The 24,516-nt window shown below is 70.9% G+C and carries 23 protein-coding genes and 1 tRNA gene; 10 read left to right on the top strand and 14 right to left on the bottom strand.

Features of this window, described 5'->3' with window-relative positions; genetic code table 11:
* Positions 1-17 precede the first annotated feature (17 nt).
* The 3 genes from MKK52_RS12675 to recQ form a co-directional block, all read right to left on the bottom strand.
* The gene (locus MKK52_RS12675) at positions 18-254 is read right to left on the bottom strand and encodes a BolA/IbaG family iron-sulfur metabolism protein (RefSeq protein WP_243954222.1); all 237 of its coding nucleotides are present in this window, start codon (positions 252-254) and stop codon (positions 18-20) included.
* A gap of 15 nt (positions 255-269) precedes the next feature.
* Positions 270-2,495, bottom strand: coding sequence for a phosphoribosylformylglycinamidine synthase subunit PurL (purL, locus tag MKK52_RS12670; RefSeq protein ID WP_243954220.1), 2,226 nt, complete (start codon positions 2,493-2,495; stop codon positions 270-272).
* Between the two features lie 131 nt (positions 2,496-2,626).
* On the bottom strand, positions 2,627-4,468 hold the full coding sequence (gene recQ, locus MKK52_RS12665) for a DNA helicase RecQ (RefSeq protein ID WP_243954217.1): 1,842 nt from the start codon (positions 4,466-4,468) through the stop codon (positions 2,627-2,629).
* Positions 4,469-4,548: 80 nt separating this feature from the next.
* Between recQ and MKK52_RS12660 the strand changes: the two genes are divergently transcribed.
* Positions 4,549-4,788 (top strand): type II toxin-antitoxin system VapB family antitoxin, encoded by a 240-nt coding sequence (locus MKK52_RS12660; protein WP_243954216.1) that lies wholly within the window; start codon positions 4,549-4,551, stop codon positions 4,786-4,788.
* A complete protein-coding gene (locus tag MKK52_RS12655; RefSeq protein ID WP_243954215.1) occupies positions 4,788-5,186 on the top strand; it encodes a type II toxin-antitoxin system VapC family toxin in 399 nt (132 codons plus the stop codon). Before MKK52_RS12660 ends, MKK52_RS12655 begins: the two co-directional genes overlap by 1 nt.
* An 8-nt stretch (positions 5,187-5,194) precedes the next feature.
* Here the strand turns inward: MKK52_RS12655 and denD are convergent, their stop codons facing one another.
* The 5 genes from denD to MKK52_RS12630 are packed head-to-tail and all read right to left on the bottom strand — an operon-like array spanning position 5,195 to position 10,502.
* Positions 5,195-6,163, bottom strand: a complete 969-nt coding sequence (denD, locus tag MKK52_RS12650) for a D-erythronate dehydrogenase (protein WP_243954214.1) — start codon at positions 6,161-6,163, stop codon at positions 5,195-5,197.
* Positions 6,164-6,170: 7 nt separating this feature from the next.
* Entirely contained in the window at positions 6,171-7,448 is a 1,278-nt protein-coding gene (gene otnK / locus MKK52_RS12645; protein ID WP_243954213.1) for a 3-oxo-tetronate kinase, read from the bottom strand.
* 5 nt (positions 7,449-7,453) lie between these two features.
* Positions 7,454-8,230, bottom strand: a complete 777-nt coding sequence (gene otnI / locus MKK52_RS12640; protein ID WP_243954212.1) for a 2-oxo-tetronate isomerase — start codon at positions 8,228-8,230, stop codon at positions 7,454-7,456.
* A gap of 33 nt (positions 8,231-8,263) precedes the next feature.
* Positions 8,264-9,172 carry an L-threonate dehydrogenase gene (gene ltnD / locus MKK52_RS12635; protein ID WP_243954211.1) on the bottom strand — a complete coding sequence of 303 codons (909 nt, stop codon included), beginning with the start codon at positions 9,170-9,172 and terminating at the stop codon, positions 8,264-8,266.
* A gap of 10 nt (positions 9,173-9,182) precedes the next feature.
* Positions 9,183-10,502 (bottom strand): MFS transporter, encoded by a 1,320-nt coding sequence (locus MKK52_RS12630; RefSeq protein WP_243954210.1) that lies wholly within the window; start codon positions 10,500-10,502, stop codon positions 9,183-9,185.
* 166 nt (positions 10,503-10,668) lie between these two features.
* Here MKK52_RS12630 and MKK52_RS12625 point away from each other — a divergent pair, with 166 nt between their 5' ends.
* Both MKK52_RS12625 and MKK52_RS12620 read left to right on the top strand, forming a co-directional pair.
* Positions 10,669-11,682 (top strand): LacI family DNA-binding transcriptional regulator, encoded by a 1,014-nt coding sequence (locus tag MKK52_RS12625; RefSeq protein WP_243954209.1) that lies wholly within the window; start codon positions 10,669-10,671, stop codon positions 11,680-11,682.
* Positions 11,679-12,350: an aldolase gene (locus tag MKK52_RS12620; RefSeq protein WP_243954208.1), complete on the top strand. Its 672-nt coding sequence runs from the start codon at positions 11,679-11,681 to the stop codon at positions 12,348-12,350. The genes MKK52_RS12625 and MKK52_RS12620 overlap by 4 nt, the downstream gene beginning before the upstream one ends.
* A 29-nt stretch (positions 12,351-12,379) precedes the next feature.
* Here MKK52_RS12620 and glyS read toward each other — a convergent pair whose 3' ends face one another.
* The 3 genes from glyS to MKK52_RS12605 all read right to left on the bottom strand — a co-directional run bounded on the left by glyS (position 12,380) and on the right by MKK52_RS12605 (position 16,070).
* Entirely contained in the window at positions 12,380-14,563 is a 2,184-nt protein-coding gene (gene glyS / locus MKK52_RS12615; protein ID WP_243954207.1) for a glycine--tRNA ligase subunit beta, read from the bottom strand.
* Between the two features lie 50 nt (positions 14,564-14,613).
* Positions 14,614-15,057, bottom strand: a complete 444-nt coding sequence (locus MKK52_RS12610; protein WP_243954206.1) for a hypothetical protein — start codon at positions 15,055-15,057, stop codon at positions 14,614-14,616.
* Between the two features lie 92 nt (positions 15,058-15,149).
* A complete protein-coding gene (locus tag MKK52_RS12605; RefSeq protein ID WP_243954205.1) occupies positions 15,150-16,070 on the bottom strand; it encodes a glycine--tRNA ligase subunit alpha in 921 nt (306 codons plus the stop codon).
* A gap of 211 nt (positions 16,071-16,281) precedes the next feature.
* On the opposite strand from MKK52_RS12605, the gene MKK52_RS12600 reads away from it, so the two are divergent.
* On the top strand, positions 16,282-16,551 hold the full coding sequence (locus MKK52_RS12600) for a hypothetical protein (RefSeq protein WP_243954204.1): 270 nt from the start codon (positions 16,282-16,284) through the stop codon (positions 16,549-16,551).
* Positions 16,552-16,554: 3 nt separating this feature from the next.
* Here MKK52_RS12600 and MKK52_RS12595 read toward each other — a convergent pair whose 3' ends face one another.
* The 3 genes from MKK52_RS12595 to MKK52_RS12585 all read right to left on the bottom strand — a co-directional run bounded on the left by MKK52_RS12595 (position 16,555) and on the right by MKK52_RS12585 (position 19,306).
* Positions 16,555-18,159 carry a Na+/H+ antiporter gene (locus MKK52_RS12595; protein WP_243954203.1) on the bottom strand — a complete coding sequence of 535 codons (1,605 nt, stop codon included), beginning with the start codon at positions 18,157-18,159 and terminating at the stop codon, positions 16,555-16,557.
* 49 nt (positions 18,160-18,208) lie between these two features.
* Positions 18,209-18,703, bottom strand: a complete 495-nt coding sequence (locus tag MKK52_RS12590) for an MmcB family DNA repair protein (protein WP_243954202.1) — start codon at positions 18,701-18,703, stop codon at positions 18,209-18,211.
* Between the two features lie 81 nt (positions 18,704-18,784).
* Positions 18,785-19,306, bottom strand: a complete 522-nt coding sequence (locus tag MKK52_RS12585; protein ID WP_243954201.1) for a DedA family protein — start codon at positions 19,304-19,306, stop codon at positions 18,785-18,787.
* A gap of 119 nt (positions 19,307-19,425) precedes the next feature.
* Here MKK52_RS12585 and pdxY point away from each other — a divergent pair, with 119 nt between their 5' ends.
* The 5 genes from pdxY (at position 19,426) to MKK52_RS12560 (ending at position 24,484) form a co-directional block, all read left to right on the top strand.
* Positions 19,426-20,274: a pyridoxal kinase PdxY gene (gene pdxY, locus MKK52_RS12580; protein ID WP_243954200.1), complete on the top strand. Its 849-nt coding sequence runs from the start codon at positions 19,426-19,428 to the stop codon at positions 20,272-20,274.
* Between the two features lie 32 nt (positions 20,275-20,306).
* The gene (locus tag MKK52_RS12575) at positions 20,307-21,191 is read left to right on the top strand and encodes a PhzF family phenazine biosynthesis protein (RefSeq protein ID WP_243954199.1); all 885 of its coding nucleotides are present in this window, start codon (positions 20,307-20,309) and stop codon (positions 21,189-21,191) included.
* Positions 21,184-21,885, top strand: coding sequence for an NUDIX hydrolase (locus MKK52_RS12570; RefSeq protein ID WP_243954198.1), 702 nt, complete (start codon positions 21,184-21,186; stop codon positions 21,883-21,885). Before MKK52_RS12575 ends, MKK52_RS12570 begins: the two co-directional genes overlap by 8 nt.
* 106 nt (positions 21,886-21,991) lie before the next feature.
* Positions 21,992-24,259: a glycogen debranching protein GlgX gene (gene glgX, locus MKK52_RS12565; protein ID WP_243954197.1), complete on the top strand. Its 2,268-nt coding sequence runs from the start codon at positions 21,992-21,994 to the stop codon at positions 24,257-24,259.
* Positions 24,260-24,394: 135 nt separating this feature from the next.
* Positions 24,395-24,484 (top strand) — tRNA-Ser (locus MKK52_RS12560).
* Positions 24,485-24,516 lie beyond the last annotated feature (32 nt).

Genomic DNA, 24,516 nt, shown 5'->3' with positions numbered 1-24,516 from the left:
CGCCTCCGCGGGGGATCTCAATCCTGCGGGACGCCCGTGGTCAGCGCAAGGGCGTGGAGCACGCCCCCCATGCGACCCTGCAGGGCGCCATAGACCATCTGGTGCTGGGCGACCCGGGTCTTGCCCTTGAAGGCGTGGCTCAACACCGTGGCGGCGTAGTGGTCGCCGTCCCCGGCGAGATCGCGGATCGCCACCTTCGCGTCGGGCAGGGCCTCGACGATCATGCGTTCGATCTCGCGGGCATCCATCGGCATGGGGTTTCTCCGGATTCAGGCGGCGGGGGCGGCCGGCTGGCTCGCCATGTAGGTCGGCAGCCAGCCCTCGTGGGCCTCGCGCAGGTCGGCGATGGCGACGGTCTCGCCGCCCGGCAGGGTCAGGCGGTCGGACCCGGTGATGCCGATGACGGCCGCGTCGATGCCCTGCGCCGAGGCGCTGTACAGGAGGTCGGTCGCCGCCTCGGGCGGGATGGCGATGAGGTAGCGGGCCTGATCCTCGCCGAACAGGTAGGCGTGGGCGGGCAGGTCCACTGGCACCTCGGGGAGCGCCGCGCCGATGCCGCCGGCCATCGCCATTTCGGCGAGGGCCACGGCGAGGCCGCCATCCGACAGGTCGTGAACCGTGTCCGCGACGCCGGAGGTGATGAGGCCGCGCACGAAGTCGCCGTTGCGGCGCTCCAGGCCGAGATCGACCGGCGGCGGCGCGCCCTCCTCGCGGCCCTCTACTACGGCGAGGTAGGCGGACTGGCCGAGCCAGCCCTCGCCCGCGCCGATCAGCACCAGGGCGTCGCCCTCGCGCTTCAGGGCGATGGTGGCGTGGCGGGTGACGTCGTCCATCACGCCGACGCCGCCGATGGTCGGGGTGGGCAGGATGCCGACGCCGTTGGTCTCGTTGTAGAGGGAGACGTTGCCGGACACGACCGGGAAGTCGAGGGCGCGGCAGGCCTCGCCGATGCCCTTCAGGCAGCCGACGAGCTGGCCCATCACCTCGGGCTTCTCCGGGTTGCCGAAGTTCAGGTTGTCGGTGATGGCGAGCGGCTTGCCGCCCACCGCCGTGATGTTGCGCCACGCCTCGGCGACCGCCTGCTTGCCGCCCTCGACCGGATCGGCCTCGCAATAGCGCGGCGTCACGTCGCAGGTGATCGCGAGGCCCTTCGGCCCGTCCTCGACCCGCACGATCGCCGCGTCGCCGCCGGGCTTCTGCACGGTGTTGCCGAGGATGAAGTGGTCGTACTGCTCGTAGACCCAGCGCTTCGAGGACAGGTCCGGCGAAGCGAGGAGGCGGGTCAGGGCGTCCGCCAGGGAGGCGGGGGCGGCGATGTCGGCCGGGCGGATGACGTCCCGATGGGTGTTGGCGATGTGCGGCCGGTCGTAGAGCGGCGCCTCGTCGCCGAGTTCCTTGATCGGCAGGTCGGCCACCGTCTCGCCGTGCCACTTGATGACGAAGCGCAGGGTGTCGGTGGTCTTGCCGATTACCGCGAAGTCGAGGCCCCACTTCACGAAGATGCCTTCCGCCTCCGCCTCCATGCCGGGCTTGAGCACCATGAGCATCCGCTCCTGGCTCTCGGAGAGCATCATCTCGTAGGGGGTCATGCCCGCCTCGCGGGCGGGCACCTTCTCGATGTCGAGTTCGACGCCGAGGTCGCCCTTGGCGCCCATCTCGACCGCCGAGCAGGTCAGCCCCGCCGCGCCCATGTCCTGGATGGCGATGACCGCGCCTGAGGCCATCAGCTCCAGGCAGGCTTCGAGGAGCAGCTTCTCGGCGAAGGGGTCGCCGACCTGCACGGTCGGGCGCTTGGCCTCCGTGCCCTCGTCGAACTCAGCCGAGGCCATGGTGGCGCCGTGGATGCCGTCGCGGCCGGTCTTGGAGCCGAGATAGACGATCGGGTTCCCGACGCCGGCCGCCGCCGCATAGAAGATGCCGTCCTGCTTGGCGAGGCCGACCGCCATGGCGTTGACGAGGATGTTGCCGTCGTAGCGCCTGTGGAAGCCGACCTGCCCGCCGACGGTGGGCACGCCGAAGGAATTGCCGTAGCCGCCGACGCCGGCCACCACGCCGGAGACGAGGCCCCTTGTGCGGGGATGCTCGGGATCGCCGAAGCGCAGGGCATTCAAGGCGGCGATGGGCCGGGCGCCCATGGTGAACACATCGCGCAGAATGCCGCCGACGCCGGTCGCCGCGCCCTGGTAGGGCTCGATGAAGCTCGGGTGGTTGTGGCTCTCCATCTTGAAGACGCAGGCCAGCCCGTCGCCGATATCGATGACGCCCGCGTTCTCGCCGGGGCCCTGGATCACCCACGGCGCCGAGGTCGGCAGGCCGCGCAGGTGCTTTCGCGAGGACTTGTACGAGCAATGCTCGTTCCACATCGCCGAGACGATGCCGAGCTCGGTCAGCGTCGGGTCGCGGCCGATGAGCGCCCGGAAGCGGTCGTACTCGTCCGGTTTGAGGCCGTGCTGGGCCACAAGCTCGGGCGTGATCGGGACATCGTTGCGGAACATGCGGCGGTCTCGACGAACAGGCCTACGGCGGCGGACCCGGACACGGTGCTGGAGTGGGCCGCGACGGATTAGTGCCTTCCTGACCTGCGATGCAACATCTTGGGTGAGAGTCGCCTGAACGGAACAGGGGATCAGGCGGTCGTGGGATGGCTCAGGAACTCCTTGATCGCCTCCGCGAAACGATCTCCGTACGCCTCGCGCTTGCGCTCGCCGACGCCGTGGATGCTGCGCATCGCCCAGAGATCGACGGGTTTCTGCCGCGCCATCTCGATCAGCGTGCGGTCGGGGAAGACCATGAAGGCGGCGATTCCCTCGGCCCTGGCGATGGTCGCGCGCAGACCACGCAGATGCTGGAACAGCGCCTCGTCCGCCTCGGGCAGGCCCAGTTCCTCGGCGGCGCGGGGGGCGGTGCGGCGGCGCTCGCGGGTTTCGGGCTTGGGCTCGGGGTCCGGCCGCAGGGTGATGGGCTCGCGCCCGTAGAGGATCTCCGTGCCCTTCTCGGTGAGGCTGAGGCCGCCATAGCCGTCGGCGTTCTCGGCCACCGCGCCCGCCGCGAAGAGCTGGCGCAGGATCGCCCGCCACGCCGCCACCGGCTTGTCGGCGCCGACGCCGAAGGTCTTCAGCCCGTCATGGCCGTTGCGGCGGATCGGGTCGCTCTCCTTGCCGTGGACCACGTCGCAGACATAGGCCGCGCCGAAGCGCTGCCCGGTGCGCACGATGGCCGAGAGCAGCTTCTGCGCCGGCACGGTGCCGTCTACCAGCTCCACCCCGTCCCGGCAGAGGTCGCAGCGGCCGCAACGCCCGCTGGTCTCGCCGAAATAGGCGAGCAGCGATTGCCGCCGGCAGGAGGCGCCCTCGCAGAGCGAGATCATCGCCTCGAGTTTGCGCCGCTCGACCCGGCGGCGCTCGTCGGAAATCTCCTTCTCGTCGATCTGGCGGCGGCGCAGCGCCATGTCGTCGAGGCCGTAGAGGGTCAGCGTGTCGGCGGGCAGGCCGTCGCGGCCGGCGCGGCCGATCTCCTGGTAGTAGCCCTCCACGTTGGTCGGCATGTCGGCGTGGATGACGAAGCGCACGTCGGGCTTGTTGATGCCCATGCCGAAGGCGACGGTGGCGGTCATCACCATCCCGTCCTCCTGCAGGAAGCGGTCCTGGTTGCGGGCCCGCGTCCCCTGGTCGAGGCCGGCATGGTAGGGCAGGGCGGTGAACCCGTCCTTGCTGAGCGTTTCGGCCAGTTGCTCCGTGCGCTTGCGCGACGAGCAATAGATGATCCCGCTCTCGGAGCGGCGGTGCCGCAGGAACCGCTCGATCTGCCGGGACGGGTTGTCCTTCGGCTGGAAGGTCAGGCGGATGTTCGGCCGGTCGAAGGAATGGACGAAGATCCGCGGGTGCCGCCCCTCGGGGAACAGGCGCTCGGCGATCTCGGCGCGGGTCGCCGCGTCGGCGGTGGCGGTTAGCGCCACGGTCTGGACGTTGCCCAAAGCCTCGCGGGCGCGGGCGATCTCCCGGTATTCGGGGCGGAAATCGTGCCCCCATTGCGAGACGCAATGCGCCTCGTCCACGGCGAGCCGCTGGACGCCAGCCCCGCGCAGGGCCTCCATGCAGCCGTCCATGAGGAGGCGTTCCGGGGAGACGAACAGCAGGCGCATCTCCCCCGAGCGGATCGCCCGCCACGCCTCGCGCGATTCGGCCTCCGGCACGGTGGAGTTGAGGGTCGCCGCCGGGATGCCGACGCTGCGCATCTGCTGCACCTGATCGTGCATCAGGGCGATCAGCGGCGAGACCACAACGGTGAGTCCGGCATCGACCAGGGCCGGCAGCTGGTAGGTCATCGACTTGCCGGAGCCCGTGGGCATCACGGCGAACACGTCCTGCCCGTCGAGGACCGCGCCGATCACCTCGTCCTGGCCGGGCCGGAAATCCTCGTAGCCGAAGGTTTCCTTCAGCGCGGCGCGGGCCTCGTCGAGGCGGGTCATCCGGGTTCTCTCAATTTCTGGTGTGCTTGCGGCAAGGGTCGGGCTGGCTTACGTTTTTTGCGCTCACCAAGGAGGCCGCCATGCCGCTCACCATCGCCAGCGACGAGGTCGATCAGCTTGCCGAGAAATTGGCATCGCGGACGGGCGTGAGCAAGGCCGAGGCGGTGCGGGTCGCGTTGGTGAACGAACTGGCGCGGCAGGACGAGTCGTTGGCCGACTTTCTCGACAGGATCAAGCCGATCCAGGATGCCTTGGCGGCATACCCAAAATCCGGCCTGAAGGCCGACAAGGCCTTCTATGACAGCCTCTACGAGGATTGATGGTCATCGATGCTTCGGCTCTCGTTGCGATCCTCTGTCGCGAGCCCGGCTATGAGCTTATCGCCGACCAAATCCGACGTGCATCGCGACGTCTGACCAACGGGATCGCCCTGTTCGAGACGGCATTGGCCGTGGCTCGAATCCAATCAGTCGGCATCGATGACGCGGTCGCGATCGTGAATGATTTCCGCGTGAGAAACGGCATCGTGCCGGTCTCGATGGGATTGGTGGAAGCCCGCCTCGCCCTCGCCGCCCATGCCCGCTTCGGCAAGGGCCGCCATCCGGCGCGCCTCAACCTCGGCGATTGCTTCGCCTATGCCTGCGCCAAGGCGCACGGGGCGCGGCTGCTGTTCGTCGGCGAGGATTTCCCGCAGACCGACATCGCCCCCGCGCTCTGAGGCTCCCCTCACCCCCCGTGGAACTCGGCGATGTGCTGGGCCACGATGGCGTCGAACGAGGCGTCCGCCTGGAAGCCCAGTTCCGTCGCGGCCTGGGTGTCGAAGGCGGCGGGCCACGTTTCCACGATGCGCATCACCGCCTCGTCCGGCTCCCGGCGGATCAGGGCGACCGCCTCGTCGCCGGCCGCGCGACGCAGGGCCTCGATCTCCTCGGCGACCGTCGCGGAGACGCCCGGCATGGTCAGGCTCCGGCGGGTGCCGAGGCGCGTGAGGTCGAGGACCGCCGCATGGGTGAGGAAACCCACCGCCGCCGCCGGGCTCGCGAACCAGTGCCGCACCGTATCCGGCACCGGCAGGCGGGCTTCCTGCCCGGCCAGCGGCTCGCGGATGATGCCGGAGAAGAAGCCCGAGGCCGCCTTGTTCGGCTTGCCCGGCCGCACGCAGATCGTCGGCAGGCGCAGGCCGATGCCGTCGAAGATGCCCCGGCGCGAATAATCGGCGAGGAGCATTTCGCCCATCGCCTTCTGCGTGCCGTAGGAGGTCGCCGGGCGCAGGATGTAATCGTCGGGAATCACCCCCGGGAAGGGCGGGCCGAACACGGCGAGCGAGGAGGTGAACACCACCTTCGGCCGGTAGCCCTCGATGGCGCGGATCGCCTCGAACAGGAAGCGTGTGGCGTCGAGGTTCACCCGGTAGCCGAGGTCGAAATTCGCTTCCGCCTCGCCCGAGACCACCGCCGCGAGGTGGAAGATCACCTCCGGCCGGTCGCGCACCGCCGCTGCGGCGGCGCCAGGCACCGACAGGTCGGCGGCCTCCGCGCGCACCGGGCCGGGCACGCCGTCGGGGGCGGTGGGGGCGACCACATCGAGGAGCGTCAGGCCGGTGAGCGGCTGCCCGCCGACCATCCCCTCGCTCACGAGGGCATCGACGAGGCGCCGGCCGATCATGCCGGCGGCACCGAGGATCAGAGCGTGCATCGAAACCTCACTGCATCATGTCGAGGGCGCGGGCGAAGAAGTCGGGGCCGCCGAAATTCCCCGACTTGAGGGCGAGCAGCATCGGCTCCGGGCGGCCGGCGCTGCGCAGCACCGGCACGCCCGCGGCGATCTCCGGCCCGACGAGGAAGGCGCGCAGGCCGAGACGGTCGACGCAGGCGCCGGAGGTCTCGCCGCCTGCGATCACGAGGCGCCGCACGCCCGCCGCGACAAGCCCCTCCGCGATGGCCGAGAGGGCCGCCTCGACGGCATGGCCCGCGGCTTCCGATCCGTGCCTGGATTGGAGCGCCCGCACCGCCTCCGGCTCGTCTGAGGAGGCGATCAGCACCGGGCCCCGCGCGATCCGCTCGCGGGCGAAGGCCAGCGCCTCGGCCACCACCGCCTCCGGCTCGGACAGCAGCCGTCCGGCATCGAGGCGCAGCACCGGCATCAGGGCTTCCGCTGCCGCGACCTGCCCGAGGGTCGCCTGCGAGCAGCTTCCGGCGAGGCAGGCGGCATGGCCGCCGACCGGCTCGCCCACGGCGGCGCCGGCCGCGTCCCGCGTGCCTCGGCCATCCGCCGCCAGGGCGCGGGCCAGCCCCAGGCCGAGGCCCGAGGCGCCCACCGAGAATCGCCTCGCCACGATGGCGCGGCCGAGCGTTTCGAGGTCGTGGTCGAAGATCGCGTCGGCGATGGCCGCGCCCTTGCCCTCGGCGGCGAGCGCGTCGAGCCTGGCGGCGACGGTCTCCGGTCCTTTCGCGACGGTCGCCATATCGATGAGCCCCACCCCGCTCCGGCTCTGGCGGGCCAGCACCCGCACGAGGTTGGCGTCACGCATCGGGTTGAGGGGGTGGTCCTTCAGCGGGCTCTCGTTGAGGGGCACGGCCCCGACGAACAGGTTGCCCTGGTAGACGCTGCGGCCCGTCTCCGGGAAGGCGGGGGTGACGAGGGCGATGGCCTCCCCCGCCGCCTCGCGCAGGGCGTCCGTGACGGGGCCGATATTGCCCTCGTCCGTCGAGTCGAAGGTCGAGCAGACCTTGAACATCACATGCGCCGCGCCGCGTCCGCGCAACCACGCCTCCGCCTCGAGCGAGCGGGCGACGGCCTCCGGCGCCGGGATCGAGCGGCTCTTGAGCGCGACGACCACCGCATCCGTCTCCGGCAGCGAGAGGTCGGGGGCGGGGATACCGATGGTCTGGACCGTGCGCAGGCCCGCCTTGGTCAGGGTGTTCGCGAGGTCCGAGGCGCCGGTATAGTCGTCGGCGACGCAACCGAGGGCGAGCGTCATCGGGATCAGGCCTTCCTGTAGGGGGCGAACCAGCCGAGGCCCGCCTCGGTGTTCCCCGCCGGGATGTATTCGCAGCCGACGAACCCGTCGTAGCCGAGCCGGTCGAGTTCCGCGAACAGGAACGCGTCGTCCATCTCGCCGGTGCCGGGCTCGTGCCGGTCGGGCACGCTCGCCGTCTGCACGTGGCCGACCATCGGCATCAGGTCGCGCAGGCGCATGGTCACGTCGCCGTGCAGGATCTGGCAATGGTAGAGGTCGAACTGGAGCTTCAGGTTCGGCAGGGCCAGCTCGCGGATCAGGGCCGCCGCCGCCCCGAAATCGTTGAGGAAATAGCCCGGCATGTTCCGGCCGTTGATCGGCTCCAGCACGAGATCGAGCCCGGCCGGGGCGAGCGTGTCGGCGGCGTAGGCCACGGCCTTCCGGTAGGCGTCGCGGGCCCGTAGGTCCGCCGGGTCGGCGAGCCCGGCCATCAGGTGCAGGCGCTTCACGCCCGTCGCCCCGGCGTAGCGGAGGGCCGTCTCGACGCCCGCCTTCACCTCATCGAGCCGGTCGGGGAGGGCGGCCAAGCCCCGCTCGCCCCCGGCGAAATCCCCCGGCGGCATGTTGAACAGCGCCTGGGTCAGGCCGTTCGCCCGCAGCCGCTCGGCGATGGCCTCCGGCGGATGCTCGTAGGGGAACAGGAACTCCACCGCCGTGAAGCCCGCCCGGGCGGCGGCCTCGAACCGGTCGAGGAACGGCACCTCGTTGAACATCATCGTGAGGTTGGCGGCGAAGTGGGGCATTTTCTTCGGACTCCCTGGGTCGAGGACGGCGGTCTACTTTTCCGGCAGCAGGGCCCCGGAGACCTGCGCGTAGAGTCTTGCCACGGAGGCGTCGTCGTCCCGGCCCATGCCGGCGCCCGAGGCCATCAGGAACATCTGCAGGGCTGCCGCCGCCACCGGCACCGGGTATTTTTCCGCCCGCGCCATGTCCTGCACGATGCCGAGGTCCTTCACAAAGATGTCGACGGCGCTCTTCGGCGCGTAATCCGCGTCGAGGATGTGCGGTACCCGGTTCTCGAACATCCACGAATTGCCGGCCGACTTCGTGATCACCTCGTAGACGCGACGGAGGTCGAGGCCCTGCTTGGCCGCGAAGCTCATCGCCTCGCAGGCGGCGGCGATGTGCACCCCCGCCAGCAGCTGGTTGATCATCTTGAAGGCCGCGCCCTGGCCCGCCTCGTCGCCGAGTTCGTAGACCGTGCCGGCCATGGCGGTGAGGGCGTCCCGCGCCCCCGCGAACGCCGCCTGCGAGCCCGAGGCGAGGAAGGTCAGCGCCCCCTCGGCGGCGCGCGCGGCGCCGCCGCTCATCGGCGCGTCGAGATAATGCCGGCCGGTCTCTTCCAGCTGGGCCGCGAGGCGCCGGGCGATGGCCGGATCCATCGTCGCGGAGGAGACGAACACCGCCCCCTCCGGCATCGCCGCCGCCGCGCCGTCCGACCCGAACAGCACCGCCTCGGTCTGGGCGGCGTTCACCACCACCGCGACCACCACCGAGGCGCCCGTCGCCGCCTCGGCGGGGCTGGACGCCGCCTCGCCGCCGGCCTCCCGGAAGCGGGCGACGGCCTCCGGGTTCACGTCGCAGGCCGCGACGGAAAAGCCCGCCCGCAGGAGCGAGGCCGCCATCCCTGAGCCCATCGAGCCCAGGCCGATCACCGCCGCGCGGCGCTGTCTGGTGTCCGTCATCGCGGGCTCCTCACTTGTTCACGAGACGGGGCGGCACCGCGAACACGCAGGCCGCGCCGAGGACCAGCGTCACCGCCAGCACGTACATGCCGGCGGCGGTGCTGCCGGTGTAGTCGCGCAGCGCCCCGATGGCGTAGGGGCCGGCGAAGCCCGCGAGGTTGCCCACCGAGTTGATGAGGGCGATGCCCGCCGCCGCGCCCGCGCCGCTGAGGAAAGCGGTCGGCAGCGACCAGAACAGGGGCGAGCAGGCGAGCACGCCGCCGGCCGCCACCGAGAGCGCCGCGATGGCGACCACCGTGTCGGTGCTGGAGGCCGAGACCGTGAAGCCCACCGCGCCGATCAGCGCCGGGACGATGAGGTGCCAGCGCCGCTCGCGGAAATGGTCGGCGCTGCGGCCGAGGGCCACCATCACCACCGTCGCCACGAGGAACGGGATCGCGCTCACGAGGCCGATGTTGAAGTTGCCCTGGATGCCCGAGGCCTTGACGATGGTCGGCACCCAGAAGGCCAGCCCGTACTGCCCGGCCACGAACAGGAAGTAGATCAGGCTCATGAACCACACGCGGCCGTTGCGGAACACGGTGGCGAGGGAGTGTGGGCTGTCGGTCTTGGTGCGCTCCTCCGCGGCGATGTCGCGCTCCAGCACCTGCCGCTCGGCGGTGTCGAGCCACTTCGCCTCGGCGGGGCGGTTGTCGAGGTAGAGCAGCACGGCGATGCCGACGAGGACGGCGGGGACCGCTTCCAGCAGGAACATCCACTGCCAGCCGGACAGGCCGTGGGTCTCGTGGAACGTGTCCATGATCCAGCCCGAGAGCGGGTTGCCGAACACGCCCGAGACCGGGATCGCCGCCATGAACACGGTGATCACCCGCGCCCGGCGGTGGGAGGGGAACCACGAGGTCACGTAGAGGATGACGCCCGGATAGAACCCGGCCTCGGCCAGCCCGAGGAGGAAGCGCATCGCGTAGAAGCTCGCCTCCGAGTTCACGAACACGAACGCCCCGGAGATCAGCCCCCAGGTGATCATGATCCGCGCGATCCAGACCCGCGCGCCGACCCGGTGGAGGATGATGTTCGAGGGCACCTCGAACAGGAAGTAGCCGAGGAAGAAGATGCCCGCGCCGAGGCCGTAGGCGGTCTCGGAGAAGCCGAGCTCCTTCGACATCTGCAGCTTGGCGAAGCCGACATTCACCCGGTCGAGATAGGCGACGATGTAGCAGAGCATCAGGAACGGCACGAGCCGCCAGAAGACCTTGGCGTAGGTCTTGTCGATGAAGCTCTTGTCGCTGGACGCGGTGCTCCCCGGCGCCGTGGCGGCCTGCACTGGCATGGCTGTGTCCCTCCCTCGCCCCCCGGTTGCGGGTGGGCCGATCCACCGCTCCCCGGCGGCTGTGAATCGCGCTATATCTCGCTTTGGCAGCGCTGCCAATTCTGTTGTGAAACAAAATGCAGCCCTGTATGCCGGTCCTGGGGAAGGGCGCCGGGAGGGTGCGGGGATGGCAGGGTTCGACCCGCCGGGACGGCTCGTGACGCTCACCGACGTGGCGCGGGAGGCCGGCGTCGGCGAGAGCACGGTCTCGCGGGTGCTGCGCAACCACGGCTCCTATTCGAAGCGCGCGGGCGAGCGGGTGGCGGAGGCCGTGGCCCGCCTCGGCTACGTGCCGAACCGGCTGGCGGGGAGCCTCGCCGGGGGCGGGGCGGGCACGGGGTCGGGCCTCGTCGGGGTGGTGATCCCGTCCCTCGCCAACATCGTGTTCCCGGACCTGCTGCGCGGCCTCACGGCGGCCCTCGACGGCACGGGGATGCAGAGCGTCGTCGGCGTCAGCGAATACGATCCCGACCGGGAGGAGGCGCTGGTCGCCGCGCTCCTGTCGTGGCGGCCGGAGGCGCTGCTGCTCACCGGGCTGGAGCACAGCCCCGGCACGGTGAGCCTCGCCCGCGCGGCGGGGGTGCGGGTGGTGGAGATGATCGACACGGACGGGGAGGGGATCGACCGGGTTGTCGGCTTCTCGAACCGGGCGGCGGGGGAGGCGAGCGCCCGGCATCTCCTGGCCCGGGGCTACCGGCGGATCGGCTATATCGGCCTCGATCCGGGGAGCGACCGGCGGGGCGGCAAGCGGCTCGCGGCCTTCGAAGCGGTGCTGGCGGAAGCCGGCCTGTCCCTCGTGGGCCGGGAGGTCCGAGAGGGCCGCTCCTCCGCCGCCATGGGCCGGGCGGGGTTCGAGGCGCTGCTGGCGCGCCACCCTGACCTCGACGCGGTGTACTTCGCCAACGACGACATGGCGCTGGGCGGCTGGTTCGCCTGCCTCGCGGCGGGGCTCGCCGTGCCCGAGCGGATCGCCCTGTTCGGGTTCAACGGCCTCGACTTCACGGAGGCGATGCCCCAACCCCTTTCGACGATCCGCACCCCGCGCCTCGCCATCGGGCGCGCGGCCGCCGCCTGCCTCACGGGCGACGGCCCGGCCCGGATCGACCTCGGATTCGACCTCATCGAAGGAGCCACCGCATGAGCGAGGAAACCCGCCTGCGCGAGGAGATCTGCCGCTACGGCCGCTCCCTGTTCGAGCGCGGGCTGACGCCCGGCTCCTCGGGCAACATCTCGCTCCGCCTCCCCGATGGCGGCTGGCTGGTGACGCCGACCAACGCGTCGCTCGGCTTCCTCGACCCGGCGCGGATCTCCCGCCTCGACGGGGCGGGGCGGCTCCTGTCCGGCGACAAGCCGACGAAGGAGATCCCCCTTCACACCGCCCTCTACGAGAGCCGGGGGAGCGTGAAGGCCATCGTCCACCTGCACTCGACGCACGCGGTGGCGGTGTCGATGCTGCCCGAGATCGACCCGAAGGCGGTGCTGCCGCCGATGACGCCCTATTACCTGATGCGCACCGGGGGCACGGCGCTGGTCCCCTATTTCCGCCCCGGCGACCCGGCGGTGGCCGACGCGATCCGGGGGCTCGCCGGGCGCTATTCCTCCGTGCTGCTGGCCAACCACGGGCCGGTGGTGGCGGGCGACAGCCTGGAGGCGGCGGTCTTCGCCACGGAGGAGCTGGAGGAGACGGCCAAGCTCTACCTTCTCCTGCGCAACCTCAACCCGCGCCACCTGTCACCGGGGCAGGTGCAGGATCTGGTGAGCCATTTCGGCCTGACCCTGCCGGAGCATGACGGGCACGATCACGGGTGAGGGCAGCGCGGGCGGGCGAATGGGCCGCCCTACCCCTCGATCTTCGAGAAGTCCGCGACCTCCCGCGTGGCGGCGCGCAGCGCGTTGAGGAGCGCCAAGCGGTTCTCGCGGAGCTTCGGGTCGTCCGCGTTCACGGTGACGTCCGTGAAGAAGGCATCGACCGGGGCGCGCAGCGTCGAGAGCGCCCGCATGGCGCCGGCGAAATCCTCGGCCGCGACGGCCTTCGATGCCTCGGCGCGGGCCGTCTGCAAGGCCTCTGCCAGCGCCCGCTCGGCCGGCTCGCCCTGGGCGGCGAGGGCCGCATCGGGTTCGGCGTCGTAGGCGCGGCCGTCCTTCTTCTCCTCGATGCGCAGGATGTTGGCCGCGCGCTTGTAGCCCGCGAGCAGGTTCTTGCCGTCCTCGGTCTCCAGGAATTTCTGAAGGGCTTCGACCCGGCGGGCGATGAGCAGCAGGTCGTCCTGGCCGGGCAGGGCGAACACCGCGTCCACGAGGTCGTGCCGGGCCCCCTGGTCGCGGAGGTAAACTTTAAGGCGGTCGGCGAAGAAGGCGAGGAGATCCAGCGACTTAACGTTCGTCGTTTGACCGCCCCAGTCGACAGAACCAACACCTGCTGCGAACGCGCTTACTCCCGCAGGCGCATTCGCGATCTTCGCCTCGATGATGGACCTGCCGACTTCATCCGAATGCTTGTCGAAAATTCGCACAAGATTCAGCCGTCTGCCCTCAAGCAGATATCGGATCACCCCCAACGCCGCCCGGCGCAGCGCATACGGATCTTTGCTCCCCGTGGGCTTCTCGTCGATGGCCCAGAAGCCCACCAGCGTGTCGATCTTGTCGGCCAGCGCCACGGCGATGGCCACGGGGTCGCTCGGCACCCGGTCGGTGGGGCCCAGCGGCTTGTAGTGGTCGCCGAGCGCCGTCGCGACGCTGGGCGGAAGTCCTTCCAGCGCCGCGTATTTCGCGCCCATGAGGCCCTGCAACTCGGGGAACTCGCCGACCATCTCGGTGACGAGATCGGCCTTGGCCAGCCGCGCCGCCTGCTCGGCCTGGGCCGGATCGGCGCCGACCAGCGGGGCCAGCTCCTTCGCGAGCGCCGCGATGCGCTGGATGCGCATTCCCTGCGTCCCGAGCTTCTCGTGGAAGACGATAGTGTCGAGCTTCGGCAACCGGTCTTCGAGCTTGGTTGCCTTGTCGGTCTCCCAGAAGAACTTGGCGTCCGAGAGCCGCGCCCGCACCACCCGCTCGTTGCCGGCGGTGATGGCGAGGCCGCCGTCGGATGCCAGAAGATTCGAGACCAGGATGAAGGCCGGCGCCAGATCCTCAGAGCCGGACTTTCGCAGCACGAAGCACTTCTGATTCGCGCGGATCGTGGCGCGGATCGCCTCGGCGGGGATGTCGAGGAAGGCGGCGTCGAAGGAGCCGAGCAGCACCACCGGCCATTCCACCAGTCCGGCTACTTCCTCCAGCAGGCCCTCGTCCTCCACGAGGTCGAGGCCGCAGGCGAAGGCGAGGTCGCGGGCGTCGTGCAGGATCACGTCCTTGCGCCGGTCGGCGTCGAGGATGACCTTCGCCTTCTCCAGCGCCTGGATGTAGTCGTCGAAGCGGCGGACCTCGATCGGGCCCGGTGCCAGGAACCGGTGGCCGTAGGTGGTGGTGCCGGCCCTGATGCCGCCGACCTCGAAGGGGACCACCTCCGGCGTCTCGGTCTCGGGGCCGAAGGTCGCCACGATCGATTGCAGCGGGCGCACCCAGCGCAAGGCGCCGGGCTGGGCCGAGGCCGCGCCCCAGCGCATCGCCTTCGGCCAGGGGAAGCTCTTGACGATCTCCGGCAGGATCTCGGCCAGCACGTCCAGCGTCTCGCGCCCGGCCTTCTCGATCACCGCGAGGTAGAACTCGCCCTTCTTCGGGTCGGTGATCGTGGTCGCCTGATCGAGGCTCGTGAGCCCGGCGCTCTTGAGGAAGCCCTGGATCGCGGCCTCGGGGGCGCCGACGCGGGGGCCGCGCCGCTCCTCGCGCACGGCCTCGCCGCGCGCCGGCAGGCCGGCGACGTGCAAGGCGAGGCGGCGGGGCGTCGCGAAGGCCTTGGCGCCCTCGTAGAGGAAGCCGCGCGCCACGAGGGCGTCGGTGACGAGCTTCCGGAGATCCTCGGCCGCACGCCGCTGCATGCGGGCGGGGATCTCTTCCGAGCGGAGTTCGAGCAGGAGGTCGGGCATGGCGCGGCCATATCGCCGCGCCGCAACCCTGTCGAGGGCTCAGGCCGGCGTCAGCGCGCCTCGCCCTTCAGGATGGTGGAGAGCTGCCACTTCCGGTCGCCGATGGAGTGGGCGTCGGAGACCCGCCACGCCCCATCCTCGCGCACGAGGTCGTAGACGATGGATTTCGCGCCGTCGCCGCCCTTGCGCTGGACCGTGACCTTCGCCTGGTCCTTGCCCTCGGTGGCCTCCTTGAAGGTGAGGTTCTTCACCGTGTCGGGCTTCATCGGCTCGCCGTTGAGGCGGAAGTCGAAATCGAGGTTGCCGGTGGCGCCGTTCGCCTGCTTCGCGTCCGCGTCGAACAGCCCCTGCAGGCGCTTGGTGTAGACGGCCGAGTGATTCGGGTGCGGCTCGGCATAGAGCTTCTTCACCACGGCCTCCGGGCCGGGCTCGGCAGCGAGCGCCGGGGCGAGGCCCAGCACGAGGAAGCCGAGGGCGAAGGCGGTCTGTTTCATGATGCAAATCCCGCTGTGAGAGGCGCCGGAGACGCCTGCCTGAGCGGGGTGTGGAACGCGCGAGGGGCCAAGGGGCTCCCTTGAGGATCCGCCTACGCCCCGCCGCCCGCCGTCTTCAGCCACGCCGCGCCGCAGGCCTTGGCGAGTTCGCGCACCCGCAGGATGTAGCTCTGGCGCTCCGTGACCGAGATCACCCCGCGCGCGTCGAGCAGGTTGAAGACGTGGCTCGCCTTGATGCACTGGTCGTAGGCCGGCTGCACCATGCGGTGGCGCTCGCCCTCGTTCGGTGCACCCGCGTCCAGGTAGGCACGGCAGGCGGATTCCGCGTCGGTGAACTGGCGGAACAGCATCGTCGTGTCCGCCGCCTCGAAATTGTGGCGGGAATATTCCTGCTCGGCCTGAAGGAAGACATCGCCGTAGGTGACGCGGTCCTCGCCCTCGGCGCCGTTGAAGTCGAGGTCGTAGACGTTCTCGACGCCCTGCACGTACATGGCGAGCCGTTCGAGGCCGTAGGTCAGTTCCCCCGCCACGGGGGCGCATTCGAAGCCCGCGACCTGCTGGAAGTAGGTGAACTGGCTCACTTCCATCCCGTCGCACCAGCATTCCCAGCCGAGGCCCCAGGCGCCGAGCGTCGGGCTCTCCCAATCGTCCTCCACGAAGCGGATATCGTGCAGCTTGAGGTCGACGCCGATCGCCTCAAGCGAGGCGAGGTAAAGTTCCTGCAAGTTCGGCGGGTTCGGCTTCAGGATCACCTGGAACTGGTAATAGTGCTGGAGCCGGTTCGGGTTCTCGCCGTAGCGCCCGTCCTTCGGCCGGCGGGAGGGCTGGACATAGGCCGCCTTCCACGGCTTCGGCCCCAGCGCCCGCAGGGTCGTGGCCGGGTGGAACGTGCCCGCGCCGACCTCCATGTCGTAGGGCTGCAGGATCACGCAGCCCTTGTCCGCCCAGTAGGTCTGGAGCGCCAGGATCAGCCCCTGGAAGGATCGGTTGGGAGTGGGCGCGGGGCTCGGCATGCTCGGTCGGTGCTTTCGGACTCGGCCGGGGGTCTAGGAGAGCGGCGCCGTCGGCGCAAGGCGCGGCGTCCGAGGGGCGCGCCCTATGGCGCCGACGCGAACGGTCAAGATTGCTGCGACGACCGGAACCGGGATGCCCACAGCCAAGTTATTCGCGCAACCAGGGGTTATCCGGCGCCCGATGTGCTGCCGAATGTTGCGGAAACGGACCATGACCACGTCGCCCAGGAAGTCTTTCGCCCGTCGTAACCTTGCCCTCGTCGCCACCCTCGCCCTCTCGGCGATGGCCGCGACCCCGGTCGTGATGAACGCGAGCCGCGCGCTCGCGACCTCGGACGACCCCATCCCCGCCGCGACGCTCCGCGTCGAGCCGGTGGATGTCGCCCCCATCGCCCCGGTCGCCAAGCCGGCATGCCCGCACAAGGTGCGTGTCGTCTACGGCAGCTACGGCACGCCGGAGGGCTGCGCCGCGGTTCGCTAAACGTCACCCATGCCCGGCGGCCTCGCCCGAGAGCCGCCGGAGATGCAATTCCTCGAGGTCGAGTTCGGCCTCGATGGTCCTCAGCACCGAGCCGTGGATGCGGCCCTCCCGGTGCAGGGAGGCGAGGGCGGCCCGCCCGGCCCGGACGGCCCCGAGGGCGGCCTCCATGTGGGCGTCGCGCTCCCCTTCGGCCTCGGAGCGCGCGTCGCGCAGGCGCGAGGTCGCCCAGACCCGGCGGCGATACTGCTCCACGAGGATCGGGTGGCGGTGCTCCCCCGTCTCGGGGGCCAGCAGGGTTTCCAGGGCGGCGAGCCCGGCCTCGTTCACGGCGACGCGGGCCATGGCGGCGTCGAGATGTCCGTCCGGCAGGCTCGTGCGCGCATCGAGGCGCAGGCGCCGGATCAGTGGGCCCAGCGTCGTGCCCTGCACCAGCACCGTGAACAGGATCACCGCGAAGGCGGCGAACAGGATCGGGTCGCGGCCGGGGAAACCGAGCGGCAGGGCGAGGGCCGCCGCCAGCGTCACGACCCCGCGCATCCCCGCCCAGCCGACCACCAGCGGAATCGCCGGGCGGAGCGCGGGGGACGGGTCCCGCCAGCGCCGGGGCAGCAGCCGCGACAGGTAGACGGCGGGAAACACCCAGGCGAGCCGCGCCGCGACGCAGGCGAGCGTCGCCGCCAGCGCCAGGGGCAGGCCGGCGATGAGCGCGTCCGCGCTGCCGCCCATCCGGTCGAGTACGCCGCGCAGCGCCAGCCCGATCAGCACGAAGACCAGCGCCTCCAGCACGAAGACCACGAAGCCCCACACGGCCAGCGCATGCGTGCGGGTGCGGGCGTCGAAGGTCTCGTGCTCGCGCCCGCCGAGCATCAGGCCGCAGGCCACCACGGCGAGGACGCCGGAGGCGTGGATCTCCTCCGCCGCCAGATAGGCGAGGTAGGCGACGAGGAAGGTGACGATCGTGGCCGCGTCGGCATCGTGCAGGCGGGCGACGACCCGCGTGGCGACGAAGCCGAGGGCGACGCCCACCGCCACGCCCGCCACGGCGAGCCACGCGAAGCTGCCGAGCGCCGCCCAGGCATCGAAGGCACCGGTGAGGGCAGCGGCCACCGCGAAGCGGTAGAGCACGAGGCCGGAGGCGTCGTTCACGAGGCTTTCGCCTTCGAGGACGGTGACGGTCTTGCGCGGCAGCGTCACCCGCGCGAGCACCGCCTTGGCCGAGACGGCATCCGGCGGCGAGACGATGGCGCCGAGCGCGAAGCAGGCGGCCCAGGGCAGGCCGGGGGCGACCGCATGGGCGACCACCCCGACGACCAGCGTCGTGAACAGCACGGCCCCGAGGGACAGGGAGAGGATCGGCCCGATCGCGTCGCGAAAATCCCGCCAGACGGTGAAATAGGCCGATTCGAGCAGGAGCGGCGGCAGGAACAGGACCATGATCAGGTCCGGGTCGAGATCGAAGGCCGGCAGGCCCGGCGCGACGGCGAGCGCCATGCCGCCGACCACGAGGGCCACGGCGGGCGGCAGGCCGAGCCGGCCGGCGACCAGGGACAGGACCAGCGCGGCCGCGAGCAGCGCGAGCACCAGTTCGAACAGGGCGACGGGTGTCATGCCCCCGCTGTGGACGCGGCGACGCTCCGGGGCAAGCCGGACGGGTTGTTCAGAGCGCGCCTTCGCGGATCGCGCCGGGGTCGGCGAGCGCGTGCAGGAGCCGCGCGGCGCTGTGGGCGAAGCGGAGCGTCACCGCCTTGCGCCGGGGGCCGCTGAGGGCATGCTCGGGCGCCTCGCGCAGGATCGCGGCGCCGTAGGCGTCGGCGACGATCAGGCCGCATTCCTCGGGGATCAGGTCCTCCGGCACGTCGTCGGGGATCGCGAAGAAGAAGCGGTCGCAGAAGTCCCGGTAATCCGGCCATTTCCGGTCGGCGCGGAAATCGGCCACGCTCGACTTGATCTCCACGATGGTGAGCCGCCCGGCGCCGCAGAGGGCGATGACGTCGGCCCGGCGCCCGTTCACCAGGGAGAATTCCGGCAGGGTCACGCAGCCCATCTCCGAGAACAGCCGCCGCACCCCGCGCTGGATCCGCAGGGCGGTGGGGGATTGGCGCCGGTCCGGGGGGAGGATCAGCGCGGGTTCTGGTGTGGCGGTAGCTGTCATGACCGAATCGGTATCGTGCCGAATCGGGACATGGTGAAGGCGCGCGTCGGCCGCGTCACCTGCGGCGCGGCATCACGCGGCTCACTTCTCGAACCACGCGAGCAGCCCGGCGCCGGGCGCCAGCAGCACGAAGGCCCAGACCAAGGCCGAGGCGACGTTGGCCAGTTGGAAGGGCAGGCGGCTCATGCCGAGCACCCCGGCGAGCAGCGGCACGAGGGCCCGCGCCGGGCCGAAGAAGCGCCCGAGCGCCACGGCGGCGACGCCCCAGCGGTGGATGAACCCCTCGGCCTTGGCGGTCATCTCGGGGTAGCGGCTCAGGGGCCATTTCTGCTTGGCGCCCGGCCCGAGCCAGTGGCCGAACTCGTAGGAGACCCAATCGCCCAGGGCCGCTCCGACGGCGGCGCCGATCACCACCGGCCAGAAGGCGAGCCCGGCCCCGCCGACCAGCGCGCCGACGGCCACGAGGATCACCGTCGCGGGCACGAAGATCGAGAGGACGGCGATCGATTCGCAGAAGGCGAGCCCGGCCGCGATCAGCGGCGCCCAGGCCTTGTGGGTCTCGACGAAGGCCATCGTCGAGTCCTTGAGGGCTTCGATGTCCATGGGGGCGGAAAGCTCTCCTTGCGTCGGTCCCATCTGAGTCCGGCATGGCAGCTCGGCAAGAGCGGGGGTGCGAAGGCGCGTGGAACGGGCTAACCACGGCGCGTCGAGGAGCCCTTTAAGTGAACGTCCTCTCCATCCAGTCCCATGTCGCCTACGGCCATGTCGGCAACGCCTCGGCGGTGTTCCCGATGCAGCGGCTCGGGGTCGAGGTGTGGCCGGTCCACACCGTGCAGTTCTCCAACCACACCGGCTACGGCGCGTGGCGGGGCGAGGTCTTCGCCGCCGAGACGATCCGCGACGTGGTGCGGGGCGTCGGCGAGCGCGGGGCGCTCGCCCGCTGCGACGCGGTGCTGTCCGGCTACATGGGCTCGGCCGCCATCGGCGAGGCGATCCTGGAGGCGGTGGCCGCCGTGCGCGCCGAGAACCCGGCCGCCCTCTATTGCTGCGATCCCGTGCTCGGCGATACGGAGGAGGGCGTCTATGTCCGCCCCGGCATCACCGAGTTCATGCGCGAGCGTGCCGTGCCCGCCGCCGACATCCTCACCCCGAACCAGTTCGAGCTGAACCTCCTGACCGGCCTGCCGAGCGGCACCCTGGACGAGGCGCGCGCCGCCATCGCCGCCCTGCAGGCGCGGGGGCCGCGGGTGGTGGTCGTGACCTCGGCGGCCACGGCCGAGACCCCCGCCGACCGCATCGACCTATTGGCCGGGGAGGGCGGGCGGCTGTTCCGGGTGCGCACCCCGCGCCTCGACCTCGCGATCAACGGCGCGGGCGATTGCATCGCCGCCCTGTTCCTCGTCCACTACGCTCGGGAGCGCTCCGCCGCCCTGGCGCTGGAGAAGGCGGCGGCCTCGGTCTACGGCCTGCTGCGCGCCACCGCCGAGGCGGGCTCGCGGGAGATCCTGACCGTGGCCGCGCAGGACGAGTTCGTCGCCCCCTCCGCCGTGTTTCCCGCCGAGGCGGTCTGAGGCCAGCCGCCCCATCCGACAGAGGTGATGCCATGACGCGCCGCTTCGCCACCCTCGACGTGTTCACGACGCAGCCCCTCGTCGGCAACCCCCTGGCGGTGGTCCTCGATTCCGAAGGGCTCGACGGGGCGGCGATGCAGGCCATCGCCAAGGAGTTCAACCTGTCGGAGACGGTGTTCGTGCTCCCGCCGGACGAGCCCCGCTACCGGGCGCGGCTGCGCATCTTCACCCCCGCCCGGGAGCTGCCCTTCGCCGGGCATCCGACCGTCGGCACGGCGGTGCTCCTCGCCCTGCAGGATCCGCCCGGCGCCGACGCCCGCGCCTTCGGCCTGGAGGAGGGGATCGGCATCGTGCCCTGCGTCGTCGAGACCTTGCCCGACGGCACGGGCGGCCGCGCCCGGTTCAAGCTGCCCGCCCTGCCCGAGTCTCTCGGGCCGGGACCGGAGCCGGAGGTGCTGGCCGCCCTCCTTGGCCTGGAGCCGGGGGAGATCGGCTTCGGCCGCCACCGCCCGAGCCGGCACGGGACGGGGCCGCGCTTCACCTGCGTGCCGGTCGCCTCGGCCGCGCGCCTCGACGCCGCCCGTCCCGCCGCCGCGCCGGAGGAGGGCGACGGGCTCTATCTCTACGCCCCCGATCCGGAGGGGATGGGCCTCGCCTTCCGCACCCGGATGTTCGCCCCCCGGATGGGCGTGCCGGAGGATCCCGCCACCGGTTCGGCGGCGGCGGCCTTCGCCGGGGTGCTGATGCAGTTCGAGACGCTGGGCGACGGCATCCACGACATCGCCATCGCCCAGGGGCAGGCGATGGGCCGCCCGAGCACCATCGCCCTGCAGATCGACATCGCGGCCGGCGCCCTGCGCTCGGTGGAGATCGGCGGCGCGGCGGTCCTCGTGTCGGAGGGCACCTTGCGTGCCTGAGGCTTTGCGGGCCACGCGGCTGCGGGGGATCGAGGGGCGCCTCGTGCCCTACGCATGGCCCTGGGCGCGGGACAACGCGGACAAGATCGCCGCCCATTGGGAGCGGCGCCGCGCGGCACGGCCGGCGCTGTTCGACGGCATCGTCCTCCTGTCCTGCGCCTGCACCGTCGAGGGCGGGATCGCCCGGGTCGACTTGTTCGAGGCGCGGTTCTCGCAATTCGTGGCCTATCGCGACGGCGGGGCCTTCGACGCCACGGTCGCCAACGCCTTCGCGGCGATCGTGCCCTGGAGCGCGGACGGGGCGGTGCTGGTGGGCGAGATGGGCGCCCACACCGCCAATGCCGGCCAGCTCTACTTCCCCTGCGGCACGCCCGACCGGGACGACCTGCGCGGCGATTCGGTCGACCTTGCCGGCAGCGCCGAGCGGGAATTCGCCGAGGAGACCGGCCTGTCCGTGCCCGAGGGCGCCGCCGAGGAGTGGATCCTCCTCGAAGGGGAGGGGCAGCTCGCCTTCCTGCGCCCCGTGCGCTTCCCCGAGACCGCCGACATCCTCCTGGCCAGGGCTGAGGCGCACCGCCGGGCGGAGGCCGATCCGGAACTCGCCGCCCTGCGCCTCCTCCGAGGACCCGCCGACCTCGATCCGCGGCGGATGCCGGCCTTCGTGCGGGCCTATCTGGCGCACGCGTTCGGCTAGAGCGGCGCCGCACCAAATTTTCGCCGGGCGGGGGGAGCTTCGCCGCGTCCGGCACGTTCCCGCACTGCCCTCGCCGCGACGTGGCGGGCCGAGCACCGGAGACCCCATGTCCGATTCCCCTCGTTCGACGTTCCAGGCCCGTGCGGCCCGCTCGCGCATCCTGGAGGGTCTGCCCTATCCGCTCGGTGCCACCTGGGACGGGCTGGGGGTGAACTTCGCACTGTTCTCGGCCTACGCCACCAAGGTCGAACTGTGCCTGTTCGACGACCAGGGCGAGCGCGAGATCGAGCGGATCGAACTGCCCGAATACACGGACGAGATCTGGCACGGCTACCTGCCCGACGCCCGGCCCGGCACCATCTACGGCTTCCGCGTCCACGGCCCCTACGAGCCCACCGCCGGGCACCGGTTCAACCCGAACAAGCTCCTCATCGACCCCTACGCCAAGGGTCTCGTCGGCTCCATCACGTGGAACCCGGCCCTGTTCGGCTACAAGATGGAAACTGGCGACGACACCACCTTCGATGACCGCGATTCCGCCGCGTATACCCGCCGCTCGCGGGTGATCGACCCCGCCTTCACCTGGGGCCGCCACCAGAAGCCGAACGTGCCGTGGGAGCGGACCATCGTCTACGAGGCCCATGTGAAGGGCCTGACCAAGCTCCACCCGAAGGTGCCGGAGAAGCTGCGCGGCACCTATGCCGGCCTCGGCACGCCGGAGGTGCTCGACTACATCAAGAGCCTCGGCGTCACGTCGGTGGAATTGCTGCCGGTTCACTCCTTCGTGCAGGACGATTACCTGCAGGAAAAGAACCTTGTGAACTATTGGGGCTACAACACCATCTCATTCTTCACCCCCGCCCGGCGCTACGCGGCGGTGCCGGACTTCGCCTTCTCCGAGTTCAAGGAGATGGTTTCCCGCCTGCACGGGGCGGGCCTCGAGGTGATCCTCGACGTGGTCTACAACCACACGGCGGAGGGCAACGAGAAGGGGCCGACCCTCTCGTTCAAGGGCATCGACAACGCCTCTTACTACCGGCTGCTGCCGAACGAGAAGCGCTACTACATCAACGATACCGGTACCGGGAACACGTTCAACCTCTCGCATCCGCGCGTGCTGCAGCTCGTCACCGATTCGCTCCGCTACTGGGCGACGGAGATGCGCGTCGACGGTTTCCGCTTCGACCTCGCCACGATCCTCGGCCGGGAGCCCTACGGCTTCGACGAGGGCGGCGGCTTCCTCGACACCTGCCGCCAGGACCCGGTGCTGAACTCGGTGAAGCTCATCGCCGAGCCGTGGGATTGCGGGCCGGGCGGCTATCAGGTCGGCGGCTTCCCGCCGGGCTGGGCCGAGTGGAACGACCGTTTTCGCGATGACGTGCGCGGCTACTGGAAGGGCGACGGCGGCCTGCTGCCCGACATGGCGGCGCGGATCAGCGGCTCGGCGGACAAGTTCGACAAGCGCGGCCGCAAGCCCTGGGCGAGCGTCAACTTCCTTACGGCGCACGACGGCTTCACCCTGCACGACACGGTCGCCTACAACGACAAGCACAATGAGGCCAATGGCGAGAACAACCGCGACGGGCACTCGCACAACCTCTCCTACAATTACGGGGTCGAGGGTCCGACGGAGGATCAGGGCATCCGCGCGGTGCGGCTGCGCCAGATGCGCAACATGCTGGCGACGCTGTTCTTCTCACGCGGCACGCCGATGCTGCTGGCCGGCGACGAGTTCGCCCGCACGCAGAACGGCAACAACAACGCCTATTGCCAGGACAACGAGATCTCCTGGCTGGACTGGGACGCCATCGGCGAGGAGGAGCGGGACCTCGCGGAGTTCACGCAGCGCCTGATCATCCTGCGCAACGCCCTGCCGATCCTCAACCGCGGCCGGTTCCTGACCGGGCGCTACGACGAGGAGTTCGGCGTCCAGGATGTGACGTGGCTGCGCCCGGACGGCGGCGAGATGGCCCCGGAGAACTGGACGGACGGGGAGGCCCGCGCCTTCGCCGTGCGCCTCGACGGCCGCGCCCAGGCGACGGGCTTGCACCGGAAGGGCGGCGACGCGACGCTGCTCCTGCTGTTCAACGCGTACCACGACCTCGTGACCTTCAACCTGCCGGAGACGGTGGGTGGCGAGGCCTGGACGCGGCTCCTCGACACGAACCTGCCCGACAGCCAGGACGCGGAGAGCTTCGGCTTCGCGCAGCCCTACGCGGTGACGGGCCGCTCGATGCTGATGTTCGTGCTGAAGCCCGAGGACACGCCGGGCGACGCGGCGACGGAGATGGAGCGCTCGTACCAGCACGTGATGCAGGCCTTCGAGCGGGCCAATGTCGAGCAGGTGCGCTTCCACCTCGCCGAGAACGAGTGACGGGAACGACGATCGGGACGGGAGGCGAGATTTCCTCCCGTCCCGCCTTGCGTGACTCCCCTCGCGCAGGATACAGGACGCCCTCCGCGCGGCCGATCCGCGCCCGGCCCCGCGCCGGGCGCTTGGCCCCGGACCGGAGGGGTGGCCGAGTGGTTGAAGGCGCACGCCTGGAAAGTGTGTATACGGGAAACCGTATCGCGGGTTCGAATCCCGCTCCCTCCGCCATAGATCTGTCAATCCTAAAAACCCTGCATTGA

The organism is Methylobacterium sp. J-067 (assembly GCF_022829465.1).
In the GTDB taxonomy this organism is placed as follows: Bacteria; Pseudomonadota; Alphaproteobacteria; order Rhizobiales; family Beijerinckiaceae; genus Methylobacterium; species Methylobacterium litchii.
This window is presented reverse-complemented; position numbering and strand designations above follow the sequence as displayed.